Source organism: Halomonas ventosae (assembly GCF_004363555.1).
Classification (GTDB): Bacteria; Pseudomonadota; Gammaproteobacteria; order Pseudomonadales; family Halomonadaceae; genus Halomonas; species Halomonas ventosae.
This window is the reverse complement of sequence record NZ_SNZJ01000017.1, coordinates 34,050-47,559: the sequence shown is the minus strand read 5'-3', so window position 1 is coordinate 47,559 and position 13,510 is coordinate 34,050. Positions and strand designations below refer to the sequence as shown.

General features: G+C 68.3%; 15 protein-coding genes. 7 read left to right on the top strand and 8 right to left on the bottom strand.

From position 1 onward, the window contains the following. Positions 1-3: 3 nt before the first annotated feature. From DFP85_RS14055 to bfr, 3 genes are all read left to right on the top strand, one after another. Entirely contained in the window at positions 4-477 is a 474-nt protein-coding gene (locus DFP85_RS14055) for an RDD family protein (RefSeq protein WP_133637040.1), read from the top strand. A gap of 111 nt (positions 478-588) precedes the next feature. Next, complete coding sequence (locus DFP85_RS14050) at positions 589-795, top strand: (2Fe-2S)-binding protein (RefSeq protein WP_133637038.1); 207 nt, start codon at positions 589-591, stop codon at positions 793-795. 158 nt (positions 796-953) lie between these two features. Further along, a complete protein-coding gene (gene bfr / locus DFP85_RS14045; protein WP_133637036.1) occupies positions 954-1,436 on the top strand; it encodes a bacterioferritin in 483 nt (160 codons plus the stop codon). A gap of 71 nt (positions 1,437-1,507) precedes the next feature. On the opposite strand, the gene DFP85_RS14040 is transcribed toward bfr, so the two are convergent. From DFP85_RS14040 to DFP85_RS14030, 3 genes are all read right to left on the bottom strand, one after another. Further along, complete coding sequence (locus tag DFP85_RS14040; RefSeq protein ID WP_106231784.1) at positions 1,508-1,735, bottom strand: DUF1653 domain-containing protein; 228 nt, start codon at positions 1,733-1,735, stop codon at positions 1,508-1,510. A gap of 86 nt (positions 1,736-1,821) precedes the next feature. Continuing rightward, positions 1,822-2,652: a tRNA cyclic N6-threonylcarbamoyladenosine(37) synthase TcdA gene (gene tcdA / locus DFP85_RS14035; RefSeq protein WP_133637034.1), complete on the bottom strand. Its 831-nt coding sequence runs from the start codon at positions 2,650-2,652 to the stop codon at positions 1,822-1,824. Continuing rightward, complete coding sequence (locus tag DFP85_RS14030) at positions 2,649-3,410, bottom strand: pseudouridine synthase (RefSeq protein ID WP_133637032.1); 762 nt, start codon at positions 3,408-3,410, stop codon at positions 2,649-2,651. The genes tcdA and DFP85_RS14030 overlap by 4 nt, the downstream gene beginning before the upstream one ends. Before the next feature lie 127 nt (positions 3,411-3,537). On the opposite strand from DFP85_RS14030, the gene DFP85_RS14025 reads away from it, so the two are divergent. The 4 genes from DFP85_RS14025 (at position 3,538) to DFP85_RS14010 (ending at position 8,329) form a co-directional block, all read left to right on the top strand. Further along, a complete protein-coding gene (locus DFP85_RS14025; protein ID WP_133637029.1) occupies positions 3,538-4,671 on the top strand; it encodes an alpha/beta hydrolase family protein in 1,134 nt (377 codons plus the stop codon). A gap of 95 nt (positions 4,672-4,766) precedes the next feature. Beyond that, a complete protein-coding gene (aceK, locus tag DFP85_RS14020) occupies positions 4,767-6,512 on the top strand; it encodes a bifunctional isocitrate dehydrogenase kinase/phosphatase (RefSeq protein ID WP_133637027.1) in 1,746 nt (581 codons plus the stop codon). Positions 6,513-6,549: 37 nt separating this feature from the next. After that, positions 6,550-7,284 (top strand): SIR2 family NAD-dependent protein deacylase, encoded by a 735-nt coding sequence (locus DFP85_RS14015; RefSeq protein WP_133637025.1) that lies wholly within the window; start codon positions 6,550-6,552, stop codon positions 7,282-7,284. 244 nt (positions 7,285-7,528) lie between these two features. Continuing rightward, complete coding sequence (locus DFP85_RS14010; protein WP_133637024.1) at positions 7,529-8,329, top strand: tRNA-uridine aminocarboxypropyltransferase; 801 nt, start codon at positions 7,529-7,531, stop codon at positions 8,327-8,329. Between the two features lie 21 nt (positions 8,330-8,350). On the opposite strand, the gene DFP85_RS14005 is transcribed toward DFP85_RS14010, so the two are convergent. The 5 genes from DFP85_RS14005 to DFP85_RS13985 all read right to left on the bottom strand — a co-directional run bounded on the left by DFP85_RS14005 (position 8,351) and on the right by DFP85_RS13985 (position 13,489). Next, positions 8,351-8,692 carry a c-type cytochrome gene (locus DFP85_RS14005; protein WP_208108513.1) on the bottom strand — a complete coding sequence of 114 codons (342 nt, stop codon included), beginning with the start codon at positions 8,690-8,692 and terminating at the stop codon, positions 8,351-8,353. 273 nt (positions 8,693-8,965) lie between these two features. Next, positions 8,966-10,204, bottom strand: coding sequence for a TraB/GumN family protein (locus tag DFP85_RS14000; RefSeq protein WP_133637021.1), 1,239 nt, complete (start codon positions 10,202-10,204; stop codon positions 8,966-8,968). A gap of 92 nt (positions 10,205-10,296) precedes the next feature. Continuing rightward, positions 10,297-11,745: a TrkH family potassium uptake protein gene (locus DFP85_RS13995; RefSeq protein WP_133637019.1), complete on the bottom strand. Its 1,449-nt coding sequence runs from the start codon at positions 11,743-11,745 to the stop codon at positions 10,297-10,299. Between the two features lie 43 nt (positions 11,746-11,788). Beyond that, the gene (trkA, locus tag DFP85_RS13990; protein ID WP_133637018.1) at positions 11,789-13,162 is read right to left on the bottom strand and encodes a Trk system potassium transporter TrkA; all 1,374 of its coding nucleotides are present in this window, start codon (positions 13,160-13,162) and stop codon (positions 11,789-11,791) included. Between the two features lie 120 nt (positions 13,163-13,282). Continuing rightward, the gene (locus tag DFP85_RS13985; protein WP_133637016.1) at positions 13,283-13,489 is read right to left on the bottom strand and encodes a dodecin; all 207 of its coding nucleotides are present in this window, start codon (positions 13,487-13,489) and stop codon (positions 13,283-13,285) included. Positions 13,490-13,510: the final 21 nt, after the last annotated feature.

Genomic DNA, 13,510 nt, shown 5'->3' with positions numbered 1-13,510 from the left:
TTCATGCAACGACGTTTCGACCAACTCGACGCTGTCTGGCCGGCCGGCCTCGGCCGGCGGCTGGGCGCCATGCTCTATGATGGCCTGCTGGTGCTGGCGATCTGGATCGTCATGGTCTCGGCGCACCTGGCCGTGGTGCGGCTGGTGCTGGAGGTGCCGGCGGAGCAGGTGGGCACGGGGCTTGTCCAGGTGCTGTCGCTGCGCCTGCTGCTGGCGGTCACTGCCTTCGTCTTCTTCGGCTTCTTCTGGACCCGTGGCGGCATGACGCTGGGCATGCAGGCCTGGCGGCTGCGGGTGCAGACCCTCGATGGCTGCTCGATCACCGGCTTCCAGGCGCTGCAGCGCTTCCTGGTGGCCAGCATCTCGCTGGCCGCCTTCGGCCTGGGATACCTGTGGATCCTGGTCGACGGCGAGAAGCGTAGCTGGTCGGACATCGCCTCCGGCACCCGGGTGGTGGTCCTTCCCAAGCGCCCTTGAGGAGCGCGCGACGCGCCGGTCCTGACCTCGGTCAGGTTTTTGCGCGATGCCGCTTGCGATTACCCATGCGAATCATTTACATTTACTTCATGGCCAGCGTGAGGTGATGTGATGTACGTGTGTATTTGCAAGAACGTGACCGACCACCGCATCCGGGACGTCGTCGAGGACGGGGCGCGCAGCTGGCGCGAGGTCCAGCAGGTGACGGGGTGCGGGACTCAGTGCGGCAAGTGCGCCTGCACCGGCAAGGACATCACCCGCGAGGCAATCCAGGCCGAACTCAGTGCCGCGGCCGAGGGACTCGCCTACGCCGTCTGATGGCAATAGCTATTGTTCTCCTTCGCCTTAACAAGTCCATGATTTGATTGAGTTATATGTGATATTGCCTAGACTGTGGTAGGTGCGGGCTGGCCAGGCTTCGGTGGTCGTGCCAAGCTGACAGCCAGTTCCCTGACAACCCTGATCGAGGTAATGAGATGAAAGGCGACAGCAAGGTCATCGAACATCTGAACACCGCGCTCGGCAACGAGCTGGTGGCCATCAACCAGTACTTCCTGCATGCCAAGATGTACAAGGACTGGGGCCTGAAGGCGCTGGCCAAGTGGGAGTACGATGAGTCCATCGAGGAGATGAATCACGCCGACAAGCTGATCGAGCGCATCCTCTTCCTCGAGGGGGTGCCCAACCTCCAGGATCTCGGCAAGCTGAACATCGGCGAGAACGTGCGTGAGATGCTCGAGTGCGACCTGAAGATCGAGCATGAGGGTCGCAACGACTACATCGAGGCGATCACCTACTGTGAGCAGGTCAAGGACTATGTCAGCCGTGACCTCTTCCGGGACATCCTCGCCGACGAGGAAGACCACATCGACCATATCGAGACCGAGCTCGGCCTGATCGACAAGGTCGGCATCGAGAACTACCTGCAGAAGCAGATGCAGGAAGCCGGCGAGGAATAACGCGCAAAGCGACTGTCATTGCTGAGCCTCGACGAGCGCCCCGCGGCCTGTGGCCACGGGGCGCTCCTGCGTCAGGGGAACGCCTTCTCCAGGGCAAAGCGGGGGACCGGCTCGCCCTGGACCTCGACGCTCTCCAGGAACATGTCCAGGGGGCGGGTCCAGAGGCCATAGTCGCCGTAGAGGGCGCGATAGACCACCAGCGGCTCCTCGGTCTCGCTGTGCCGGGCGACGCCCAGCACCTCGTACAGCGGGCCCTTGTAGTGACGGTAGATGCCGGGGCGAGGGCAGTGGTGTTCCATGGGGCGGCTCCTTTGGTCTTAACGGCAGGGTCTCAAGGACAGGGTCTCAAGGGCGTGGGCTCGGGGGCGTGGCCTGGGGCGCGCTGTCAGGGGGTGGCGCGGGCCTGTTTCGCCAGCCGGGCCAGCACCCTGGCGGCGGCGGTGAAGCCGAAGCTGCCGGTGACGAAGCTCGCCGCCCCGAAACCCGAGGCGCAGTCGAGCCGGCTGGCCTCGCCCTCGGCGGGCTTCTGGAAGCACACCTCGCCATCGGCACCGGGGTAGACCAGCTGCTCGTCCGAGTAGACGCACTCCACCGAGAAGCGCCGCTTCGGGTTGCGCGAGAAGCCGAAGTCGCGGCGCAGCCGGGCGCGCACCTTGGCGAGCAGCGGGTCGTGCTCGGTGCGGGACAGGTCGGCCACCCGGATGCGGGTGGGGTCGGTCTGGCCGCCCGCGGCGCCGGTGACCACGATCGGCAGCTTGCGACGCCTGCACCAGGCGATCAGCGCCGCCTTGGCAACCACGCTGTCGATGGCGTCCACCAGCTGGTCGGCATCGTCGGGGATGCGCCTGGCCAGGTTGGCAGGGGTGACGAAGGCGCTGTCGGCCACCACCTCGATGCCCGGCTGGATGGCCCGGCAGCGCTCGGCCAGCACTTCCACCTTGGGGCGGCCGATGGTGCCGTCCAGGGCGTGCAGCTGACGGTTGACGTTGGAGACGCAGACATCATCGAGGTCGATCAGCGTCAGCTTGCCGATGCCGGAACGCGCCAGGGCCTCCACCGTCCAGCTGCCCACGCCCCCCACGCCCACCACCACCACGTGGGCGCTGCGGAAGTGCTCGGCGGCGCGTCGGCCATAGAGCCGGCGGATGCCGCCAAAGCGAGCGTCGTAGTCGTCCATGGCAGCGGTGGAGGCGGTGAAGGCAGCGGAATCGGTCATGGCATCACGCTCGGGTGGTGGCGGTGTCGGGGCGGCGCCGGCAAATGGCCCGACCAGCCGAAGCGCTCGAAGAGCGTCGTCATGCAGGCGTCCAGGGGGCAGCAGAGATCGAGGCGTTCTCCGCTCACCGGGTGGTCGAAGGCCAGGCCTACCGCCGCCAGCAGCAGGCGCGGGCATTCCAGGTGCTCGGCGAAGAAGCGGTTATGGTTGCCCTTGCCGTGCTTGGCATCGCCGATGATCGGGTAGCCACGTCGGGAGAGGTGGCGGCGGATCTGGTGGCGGCGACCGGTCTGCGGTCGTGCCTCCATCAGCGAGTAGCGGCTCTGGGGATAGCGATCCACCTGCACCGGCAGTTCGACGCTGTCGAGCCGGCGGATCTCGGTCACCGCCTCCATGGCCGGCATCTCGGCCTTGGGGCGGCGCCCCTCTTCATCGCGCAGCGGGTAGTCCAGCCGCTCCTGGTGCGGCCCGATGCCCCGCACCACGGCCAGGTAGCGCTTCGCCACCCGGCGGGCGGCGAAGGCCGCCTGGAGGGCCGCCGCGGTCTCGGGGTCGAGCGCGAAGACGATCACCCCGGAGGTCGGGCGGTCCAGGCGGTGGACCGGATAGACTCGACGACCGAGCTGGTCGCGCAGCCGTTGCAGCAGGAACTCGCGCTCGCCGCGGGCAAGCGCGCTGCGATGCACCAGCAGGCCGGCCGGCTTGTGCACGGCGACCAGGTGGTCATCCTGATGGAGAAGGCTCAGCGCGGGTGTCATCGGGGCACCGTCACGGGTCAAGGGGGCGCCATTGTCGCCGGCCGGCGGCGTGCTGTCATCCCGCCCGTACCTCGTGGCGTGCCTGAAAGTCCGGCGGGAGTTCGACATCGCCGCTAGTCTGGTCGACATGAGAACGCGTCTACGCCTGGGGGCCCTGCTGATGGCGCTGAGCCTGCTGCCCGCCCTGCTGTCGGGCTGTGCCAGCCTTAACCGGCAGTACCAGGCCCTGCTGGTGCTGGGCGACCTCTCGGCGGGCAGCGGGGAGAGCCGGCTGAAGCGTCGCAGCGAGCCCCCCCGCCGGGAGGGGGGCCACTACGTGCGCCAGGGCCGCGCCTACCAGGCGGATCTCTACCACCCCCGGGAGCCCAGCCGGGGATCGCTGCTCCTGGTGCACGGCTTCACCGAGCAGGGCCGTCGCGACCCGCGTCTGGTGGCGCTGGCGATGACCCTCGGCCGGGTGGGCTTCACGGTCATGGTGCCGGAACTCGAGGGGCTGCGTGACTACTCCATCAGTACCCGGGAGGTGGAGGCGATCGTCGATGCCATCCGCCATGCGACCTGGGCGGCGCCCGAGGCACCGTCGCGCACCGCGGTGGCGGCGGTGAGCTTCGCGGTGGGACCGGCCTTGATCGCCGCCATGGACGAGGCGGTGGCCCATCGGGTGAGCTTCGTGGTGGCCGTGGGCGGCTACTATGACATGACGGACATGCTGCGCTATGTGACCACCGGGGAGGATCGCGGGGGTGCCGGCCGGGCGGCGCCGCCACCGCAGCGTGAGGCGCGCTGGGCCGTACTGCTGAGCCAGCTGCACTGGCTGGAGGACGAGCAGGACCGGGCGCTGCTCGAGACCATCGCCCGGCGCCGGCTGGCGGACCCCGAGGCGCCGGTGGCCGGGGAGGCCCGTCGGCTGGGAGCATCGGGCCGGGCGCTCTATGAGCTGGTGACCAACCAGGACCCGGGCCGCGTGGAGGCCCTGATCGCCAGGCTGCCGCCCTCGCTGGTGAGGGAGCTCGAGGCGCTGGACCCCTCGCGTCGCGCGCTCGACAGCCTGCAGGCCAGGCTGGTGCTGATCCACGGCCCGCAGGACCGGGTGATCCCGGTCAGCCACAGCCGACGCCTGCGCGATGCCTTGCCGCCGGGGCAGGCGCGCCTCTTCGAGGCCGGGGCGCTGCAGCACGTGGCGGTCTCGCCCGGGTGGCGGGACGGCTGGGGCCTGTGGCGTGCGCTGGTGCATGTGCTGGCGCTGGGGGAGGGCGAATAAGGCCGGTGGCCGTGCCGGCGGGCGCCACCATGGTCGGCTCGCCTTGCGCTGCACAAATCGTCATGCTGGGCAGATCGCTGCCCGGAGCCCGAAACATGAAGCATTCGCCAGCCTACCACCTCGCCGCCACCGTGCTGCATGGCTTCGACGAGTACCGCTCGCGCTTCAAGCAGATCACCGACGATGCCAGCCGTCGCTTCCGGGATGCCGCCTGGCGCGAGGCCCAGCAGGCCTCGGCGGAGCGCATCGACCTCTACGACGAGAAGGTCCAGGAGACGCTGGCACGGCTGCGGCGCACCTTCGACGATGACCTGCTGACCCACTGCGAGTGCTGGGGGGAGGCCCGGCGCCACTACGCCGAGCTGATCAGCCAGCGGCTGGACTACGAGCTGGCCGAGACCTACTTCAACTCGATGTTCTGCTCGCTCTTCCACCACCGCCACATCCGCAACGACTGGATGTTCGTCTACAGCTCCCGGGAGCGCGCGGCGCACCACTCCGGCCTCACGCTGTGCCGGCGACACAGGGTGAGCGGCGACTGGGCAGCCGGATTGCGCTGGGCGCTGGGCGAGGCACGCTTCGAGACCCCCTTCGTCGACCCGGAGCGGGATGCGGTCCTGGGCAGCGAGGTGCTCCAGCAGCTGCTGCCGGAGGCGATCCGGGACGACCCCGAGGCCGAGATCGAACTGATCAAGAGCGTCTTCTACCGCAACAAGGGGGCCTACCTGGTCGGCCGGATACTGGGCGGCGGCCAGCAGGTGCCGCTGGTGCTGCCGGTGCTGCATGAGGAGGGCGAGGGGCTGCACCTGGATACGGTGTTGATCGAGTCCGACGAGGTGTCGATCATCTTCTCCTTCACCCGCGCCTACTTCCAGGTGAAGGTGGTGGTGCCCAGCGAGTTCGTGCACTACTTGCAGGAGCTGATGCCCGACAAGCCCCAGGGCGAGCTGTATGCCGCCATCGGCTTCTTCAAGCACGGCAAGACCGAGTTCTTTCGCGCCCTGAACCGCCAGGTGGCCAAGCGCGAGGACCAGTTCATCATTGCCCCGGGGGTGCGTGGCATGGTCATGGCGGTCTTCGTGCTGCCCTCGTTCCGCACCGTGTTCAAGATCATCAAGGACCGCTTCGACCCGAGCAAGGAAATGACCCGCGAGAACGTCCGCGAGAAGTATCGTCTCGTCAAGCGCCACGACCGGGTGGGGCGCATGGCCGATACCCAGGAGTTCTCCAACTTCATCGCCCGCCAGGACCACTTCGACCCCGATTGCCTGGCGCACCTGCTGGAGGTGGCCCCCTCCACCGTCTACCTGCGCGGCGACAAGGTGATCATCAAGCACTGCTACACCGAGCGCATGATGACCCCGCTCAACCTCTACCTCGAGCAGTGCGACGAGGCGGAGACGCTCGCGGTGCTCAAGGACTACGGCAATGCCATCAAGCAGATGGCCGCGGCCAACATCTTTCCCGGCGACATGCTGCTCAAGAACTTCGGGGTGACCCGCCACGGCCGGGTGGTGTTCTACGACTACGACGAGATCTGCTACCTCACCGAGTGCAACTTCCGGCATATTCCCGAGCCCATGTACCCCGAGCAGGAGCTGGCCGACGAGCCCTGGTACTCGGTGGGGCCCGGTGATATTTTCCCCGAGGAGTTCGGCCCCTTCCTGTTCGCCGACGTGCGGTTGCGCAAGCTCTGCTACCAGCTCCACCCGGAGCTGTTCGATGCCGACTACTGGAGGGGGGTGCAGCAGGCGATCCTCGACGGCCGGGTGATCGACGTCTATCCCTATCGCAACAAGCAGCGCTTCGCCGGTGGCGACGACAACGGCCTGACCTACTGAGCGAGGCGCGACAGGCACCGCAAGCACGAGGCGACCCATGGGTGACCCGAGACGCCCCCACCTGGTGGTCTTCACCGGGGCCGGGATCAGTGCCGAGAGCGGCATCCAGACCTTCCGCGCCAGCGACGGCCTGTGGGCGGACCACCCCGTCGAGGAGGTCGCCACGCCCCAGGCCTGGCAGCGGGACCCCGGGCGGGTGCTGCGCTTCTACGACCAGCGCCGCGACCAGGTACGCCGTGCCCGTCCCAACGCCGCCCACAAGGCCCTGGCGGCGCTGGAGAAGCACGGCTTCCGGGTCAGCATCATCACCCAGAACATCGATGACCTCCACGAGCGTGCTGGCTCGCGCCACGTGCTGCACCTGCATGGCGAGATCCTCAAGGCGCGCTCCTCGGTGGACCCGCGCATGCACTACCCCTTGCCCCGCGGGGGCATCCGCCTCGGGGACATCTGCGACAAGGGCAGCCAGCTGCGCCCGGACGTGGTGTGGTTCGGCGAGAGCGTGCCGCACTTCGCGGACGCCTGCGAGATTGCCGCCCAGGCCGACCTGCTGCTGGTGGTGGGGACCTCACTCGCCGTGATGCCGGCGGCCTCGCTGCTCGAGCACGCCCCCCTGGACGCCCCCTGCGTGCTGGTCGACCCCGAGGCCGATGCCCTGGCCCCGCCGGGCGTGGCCCGCCTCGGCCAGACCGCCGGCAAGGGCGTGCCGGCACTGGTGCGGCACTGGCGGCGTGAGGGGCGGCTCTGGCTGCCGGAGACGGTACTTGAGTAGAAAGGGGCAAGAAGCAAGGAACGAGGGGCGCCGGGGACAAGCCGGAGGGGAGGTCCTACGCCAAGGATGGCGTCGGTAGCGTACAAGGAGGTATTCACAGCGCCTCCCCGCAGGCTTGTCGACGGAAGAGCCCCGAGTAGCCTTGCTATCTGCGGTAGCCCCAAGTTCAGCCCCGAACCGTGCGGTGTTCTGCACGGGGCTCATGCTAGAATGCCGCCCCCTCCGGCCCCGGGACCACGCCACCATGCAGGACGACAGCTTCCACGACGCCATCACCGAACGCGACCCCGCGACCGCTCCTTCCAGTGACCCCGCCACCGGTCTCTCCCGTGACCCCGCGACCGGTCATCCGCGGCCGCCGCGCCGCGAGTTCAAGGCGCGGGGCAGCTTCGTCACCCGCTGCGAGGGCTGCAACCTGCCGGCACTCAACTGCCTCTGTCCCTACCGCGTCACCGCCACCAGCGAAGCGAGAGTTTGGCTGCTCACCCACCCCCTGGAGCACCACAAGCCCACCAACACCGGGCGGCTGATCGGCGACGTCCTGCCCGACACCGAGCTCTTCACCTGGTACCGCACGGCGCCCGACGAGCGGCTGCTGGCGCTGCTCGAGGACAGGCGCTATGCGCCCTTCGTGATCTTCCCCGACGACCAGCCGGACTATGCCGACCGGGTGGTGGGCATGGAGGCGGTGACGGCGGCAAGAGAGGAGAAAAGGACCCCGGTCTTTATCATTCTCGACGGGACCTGGCGGCAGGCGCGGCGGATCTTCCGCAAGAGCCCCTACCTCGACAGGCTGCCGGTGCTGCCCCTGGCGACCGAGCGGCTGACCCGCTATCGGCTGCGCAAGCCGGCCTCCGCCGCTCACCTGTGTACTGCCGAGGTGGCCATCGAACTGCTGCGCCAGGCCGGAGACGCCCAGGCGGCCGAGGTGCTTGACGATTATTTCGATGCCTTCAACGACAGCTACGCCGCCAGTCGGCGCCACGAGAAGCTCGAGGCACCGACGGCGGCGATGCGGCGTCTGCTGGAACGGGCCCGTCGCTGAACCTGGGTCCTTTCCCCGCGCTCACTCCTCGCGCTTGCTGAGTATCCAGTCGACCAGCTTTTCGGCCTCCTCCTCGCTCACCTCGACACGCTCGCCGGCGTCCGGCATGGTCGCGGATCCCCAGTGATCCTCGCCTCCCGTCATCACGACCTCGACCAGGTAGCCCTTCATCTCGCCATCCGCGTACTTGGCGGCGATGCTCTTGAAGCCTGGCGCCCGCGGGGTGTCATCGTCCCGGGCGTGACAGCTCAGGCACTGCTTCTCCTCTGCCAGTTTCTGCATGTCGCCATGCATGTCTGCAGCGACAGGAAAGGTGCCCAGCAACAGGCCGGTCAGCGCCATGGATGCAATGGCCGTTTTCATCTCCTCGCTCCCCCTGTTCATCCGGATGCCTTCCTCCGGATGCTTGCCAAGGTTGGTGGTCATAAAGGACTGCAATGATGGCGCCCATGGGGCCGCCGCGATCAGCGTTGCAGCTGCCTTGAACATAGGTCAGAGGGACAGGAGGCGGGATATGCTTTCTCTCATGCCGGGGCTCAGCATGTCTCATGTCGATGTCCGCCGTCGCCCGGGCGCGAGCGCTCGGGTCCGATGTCGGGCAGCGTCACCGTCACGGCGTTCGCCCCGGCGGGGCGGTCAGCCGCCGAACAGGGCCCCGGCGATGCGGAAGCCGGCGATCCAGGTCCCGGCGGCGGAACCGAGGGTGGCGGTCAGGAAGACCAGCAGGGTGCGCGATACCCGGTTGCGCCACCAGCCCTTGAGCTCGGTAACGTCGTGGCGCAGGGTCGAGAAGTCCCGCACCTTGGGCTTGCGCATCCACAGCTCCACCCCGGCGGCGACGAAGCCGGCGCCGATGGTGGGGTTGAGCGAGGTGAGCGGCGCGGCGAAGAAGGTCGCCGCCACCGTGACCGGGTGGGCCAGCGCCGCCAGGGTGGCCGCCCCGGAGAGCACGCCGTTGATCAGGAACCACTCCCCCACCAGCTGCCAGCCCAGCTCGGTGTTGCGCGAGAAGCCGATGGCGAAGCCGGTCAGCACCAGCAGCGAGACCAGCCAGGGCAGCGACCGCCACAGGCGCGACGGCGGCGGGGTGGCCTCGAGCATCTCGCGTTCCGGGGCGGGGTCGGCGGGCAGCGGCTGCTCCAGCTGCTCGGCCATGCCCTTCATGTGGCCGGCGCCGATCACCACCAGCACGTGGCGATAGCGTCCGGGGGCGGCATCCTCCGCCAGGCGCAGCACCATGTAGCGATCCCGTTCGCTGATCAGCGGCGTGTAGAGGGACTCCGATTCGGCGGCGAACTCGCTGAAGGTGGACTCCAGGACGTCGCCCTCCTTGAGGCGCTCGATCTCCTCGGCGGAGACCTGCTGGCGCGACAGCACGCTGCCGAGCAGCCCCGAGAACAGCGAGAGGCGCTGCCACCAGGGCACGTTGTGGTAGATGCGCTTGAGGGTGATGCCCACGTCGCGGTCGATCAGCAGCAGCGGCAGGCCGGCGTCACGGCTCTCCTCCAGGGCGGCGCGCATCTCGGCACCGGGCTCGATGCCCGACTGCTCGGCCACGCGCTGCTGGAAGGCCCCCAGCGCCAGGCTGGCGGCCACCATGCCGGCCTTGCCCTGGCGGAAGATCTGGAACAGATCCTGCTCGCCCAGGGCATCGGGGTTCGTCAGGCTGTGGTGGCGCGAATCGCACAGTTCGATGGCCACGGCGTCGAACGCGCCGGAACGGATCAGCGCGCGCACGTCCGCGGCGCTCTCGGCGGAGACATGGGCCGTGCCCAGCAGGGTGTAGCGGGTCTCGCCCACGACGAGCTCCCGGCGCGGACCGCTGGTGGTGTCGTTCGGGCGGGTGGTGGTCACGGAGTCCTGGGAGTCGGTCATGGACGCTCGGGCTGAAGGAGTGAAAGGGCGATTATCCACGAAGCCCGCCGGCGGGCCAAACCCGCCGCGACGCTTTCATCGGCTTGGCTTGGCTACTTGCGCCAGAAGGCCGGGGTGAACAGCACCAGCACGGTGAAGATCTCCAGGCGGCCGAGCAGCATGGCCACCACCAGGATCCACTTGGCCAGGTCCGGCAGCTCGCCGTAGTGGGCGGAGGCCTCGCCCAGCGCCGGGCCCAGGTTGTTGAGCGCCGAGCCCACCGTGGACCAGGCGGTGACCTGGTCGACCCCGGTTGCCATCACGCCCACCAGCATCAGGAAGAACAGCATCACGTAGGCGGAGAAGAAGCCCCACACCGCCTGGGCGATGCCGTCCGGCACGCTGACCTTGCCGATCTTCACCGTGATCACCGCATTGGGGTGGATCAGGCGCATCACCTCGCGCATGCCCTGCTTGAGGATCAGGATGATGCGGATCACCTTCATGCCGCCGCCGGTGGAGCCCGAGCAGCCGCCGACGAAGGCCGCGACGAACAGCAGGAAGGGCAGGGCGCCGGGCCAGGTGGAGAAGTCCGCCACGGCGAAGCCAGCGGTGGTGGCCACCGAGACCACCTCGAACAGGCCGTGTCGCAGCCCCCGCTCGGTGCCGTAGGTGTCGGTCAGCCACAGCGAGACCACCGTGATCACGGTCAGGCCGAGCAGGAAGAGCATCAGGAAGCGCGCTTCCGGGTCCTGGAAGTAGTGCGTCACGCTGCGCTGTCGCCAGGCCAGGAAGTGCAGGCTGAAGCTCACCGCGGAGACGATCAGGAAGAACACGCAGATCATCTCGATCAGCGCGCTGTCGAAGTGGCCGATGCTGGCGTCGTAGGTGGAGAAGCCGCCGATGGCCACGGTGGAGAAGCTGTGGCCCAGGGCGTCGAACCAGTCCATGCCGGCCGCCATGTAGGCCAGCATGCAGGTCAGGGTCAGGCTGGCGTAGATGTACCACAGCGCCTTGGCGGTCTCGGTGATGCGCGGGGTGAGCTTGGAGTCCTTCAGCGGGCCGGGGATCTCGGTGCGGTAGAGGGCCATGCCGCCGACCCCCAGGGTCGGCAGGATGGCCACGGCCAGCACCACGATCCCCATGCCGCCCAGCCACTGCAGCTGCTGGCGGTAGTAGAGGACCGCTTTGGGCAGGAATTCGATGCCGGTGATCACCGTGGCGCCGGTGGTGGTCAGGCCCGAGAAGGACTCGAAGACGGCGTCGGCGGGGGCCAGGGCCGTGTCGCCGGTGAGCATCAGCGGCAGTGCGCCGAACAGTCCCAGCACGCTCCAGAAGAGCGCCGCGATCAGGAAGCCATCCCGGGTGCGCAGCTCCTTGCGGGCGTGGCGGTTGGGCAGGTACATCACCGCCCCGGTGGCCACGGTGATGGCGATGGCCACCGCGAAGGCCTCCCACATGCCGTCGGCGAACAGCAGCGAGATCAGGATCGGCGGCACCATGGTCAGGCTGAACATCATCAGCAGCAGGCCCAGGATGCGCAGGATCATGCGCAGGCTCATCGGGCGGCTCTCCTCGGGTCGCCGGGGGTCATGGACCGTGCCATCAGAAGAACGTCAGCCCGACCTGGAAGAGCCGCTCCACGTCGCGCAGCCGGCGCTTGTCGATCACGAACAGGATGACGTGGTCGCCGGACTCCACCACCACGTCGTCATGGGCGATCAGCACCTCCTTGCCGCGCACCACGGCGCCGATGGTGGTGCCCTGGGGCAGGTCGATCTCGCCGATGGCGCGGCCCACCACCCGGGACGATTGGGTGTCGCCGTGGGCGATGGCCTCGATGGCCTCGGCCGCGCCGCGGCGCAGCGAGTGGACGTTGACGATGTCGCCGCGCCGCACGTGGGTCAGCAGGCTGCCGATGGTGGCCTGCTGGGGGGAGATGGCGATATCGATCTCGCCGCCCTGCACCAGGTCCACGTAGGCGGCATTGTTGATCAGCGTCAGCACCTTCTTGGCACCCATGCGCTTGGCCAGCATCGACGACATGATGTTGACCTCGTCGTCGTTGGTCAGCGCGCAGAAGATGTCGCAGTCCTCGATGTTCTCCTCCTCCAGCAGCCGCTTGGCGGTGGCGCTGCCGTGCAGCACCACGGTGCGGTCGAGCCGTTCGGAGAGTTGGGTGCAGCGCTCGAGGTTGTGCTCGATGATCTTGACCTGGTGGCTGTGCTCCAGGTGTTCGGCCAGGCGCTCGCCGATATTGCCGCCGCCGGCGATCATCACCCGGCGGAAGTCGCGGTCGAGGCGGCGCAGCTCGCTCATCACCGCGCGGATGTCGCGGCGGGCGGCGATGAAGAACACCTCGTCGTCGGCCTCGATCACGGTGTCGCCGCGGGGGATGATCGGCCGGTTCTGGCGGTAGATGGCCGCCACCCGGGTGTCCACGCTGGGCATGTGGCGGCGCAGGAAGCCCAGCTCCTGGCCGACCAGCGGCCCGCCGTAGATGGCCTTTACCGCCACCAGCTGCACCAGGCCGCCGGCGAACTCCAGCACCTGCAGGGCGCCGGGATGCTCGATCAGCCGGCGGATATGGTCCGTGACCACCTGCTCGGGGCTGATCAGCACGTCGATGGGCACCGCCTCGTGGGCGAACAGGCCCTTGCGGGTCAGGTAGGCGGTGGCGCGTACCCGGGCGATCTTGGTCGGCGTGCGGAACAGGGTGTGGGCCACCTGGCAGGCGATCATGTTGACCTCGTCGGAGTTGGTCACCGCGATCAGCATGTCGGCGTCCTCGCAGCCGGCCTGGCGAAGCACCATGGGGTAGGAGCCCGCCCCGGAGACCGTGCGGATGTCCAGGCGGGTATGCAGCTCGCGCAGGCGCTCGCCGTCGGTGTCCACCACGGTGATGTCGTTCTCCTCCCGGGCCAGGTGCTCGGCCAGGGTGCCGCCGACCTGGCCGGCGCCGAGGATGATGATCTTCATGGTCGTTGCCGTCCGCTCCGGTCAGGCCGAGGGGTACCGAGTGCGGCGCACCTTGTGCGCCGCAACATGACGAGGCAAGCCTAAACCAGCCGCCGTGAGAAGAACAGGCCGCGTCGTGGCTCAGTCAAGGGTGAAGCCGACCTTGATGGTGACCTGCCAGTGGGCGACCCGCCCGTGCTCGATATGGCCGCGGGTGTCCACGACCTCGAACCAGCGCATGCCATGCAGGCTCTCGGCCGCCTTGGTCAGCGCACTCTGGATGGCGTCCTCGATGTCCTTCTCCGAGGAGCCCGTCAGCTCGATGTGCTTGTAGGTGTGGTGGCTCATGGGACCTCCAGTGTCAGGGAA

Bases quoted from the DNA above. Each gene is read 5' to 3' on its own strand.
- DFP85_RS14055 (WP_133637040.1), top strand. From the start codon at position 4: ATGCAACGACGTTTCGACCAACTCGACGCTGTCTGGCCGGCCGGCCTC.
- DFP85_RS14050 (WP_133637038.1), top strand. From the start codon at position 589: ATGTACGTGTGTATTTGCAAGAACGTGACCGACCACCGCATCCGGGAC.
- bfr (WP_133637036.1), top strand. From the start codon at position 954: ATGAAAGGCGACAGCAAGGTCATCGAACATCTGAACACCGCGCTCGGC.
- DFP85_RS14040 (WP_106231784.1), bottom strand. From the start codon at position 1,735: ATGGAACACCACTGCCCTCGCCCCGGCATCTACCGTCACTACAAGGGC.
- tcdA (WP_133637034.1), bottom strand. From the start codon at position 2,652: ATGACCGATTCCGCTGCCTTCACCGCCTCCACCGCTGCCATGGACGAC.
- DFP85_RS14030 (WP_133637032.1), bottom strand. From the start codon at position 3,410: ATGACACCCGCGCTGAGCCTTCTCCATCAGGATGACCACCTGGTCGCC.
- DFP85_RS14025 (WP_133637029.1), top strand. From the start codon at position 3,538: ATGAGAACGCGTCTACGCCTGGGGGCCCTGCTGATGGCGCTGAGCCTG.
- aceK (WP_133637027.1), top strand. From the start codon at position 4,767: ATGAAGCATTCGCCAGCCTACCACCTCGCCGCCACCGTGCTGCATGGC.
- DFP85_RS14015 (WP_133637025.1), top strand. From the start codon at position 6,550: ATGGGTGACCCGAGACGCCCCCACCTGGTGGTCTTCACCGGGGCCGGG.
- DFP85_RS14010 (WP_133637024.1), top strand. From the start codon at position 7,529: ATGCAGGACGACAGCTTCCACGACGCCATCACCGAACGCGACCCCGCG.
- DFP85_RS14005 (WP_208108513.1), bottom strand. From the start codon at position 8,692: ATGAAAACGGCCATTGCATCCATGGCGCTGACCGGCCTGTTGCTGGGC.
- DFP85_RS14000 (WP_133637021.1), bottom strand. From the start codon at position 10,204: ATGACCGACTCCCAGGACTCCGTGACCACCACCCGCCCGAACGACACC.
- DFP85_RS13995 (WP_133637019.1), bottom strand. From the start codon at position 11,745: ATGAGCCTGCGCATGATCCTGCGCATCCTGGGCCTGCTGCTGATGATG.
- trkA (WP_133637018.1), bottom strand. From the start codon at position 13,162: ATGAAGATCATCATCCTCGGCGCCGGCCAGGTCGGCGGCACCCTGGCC.
- DFP85_RS13985 (WP_133637016.1), bottom strand. From the start codon at position 13,489: ATGAGCCACCACACCTACAAGCACATCGAGCTGACGGGCTCCTCGGAG.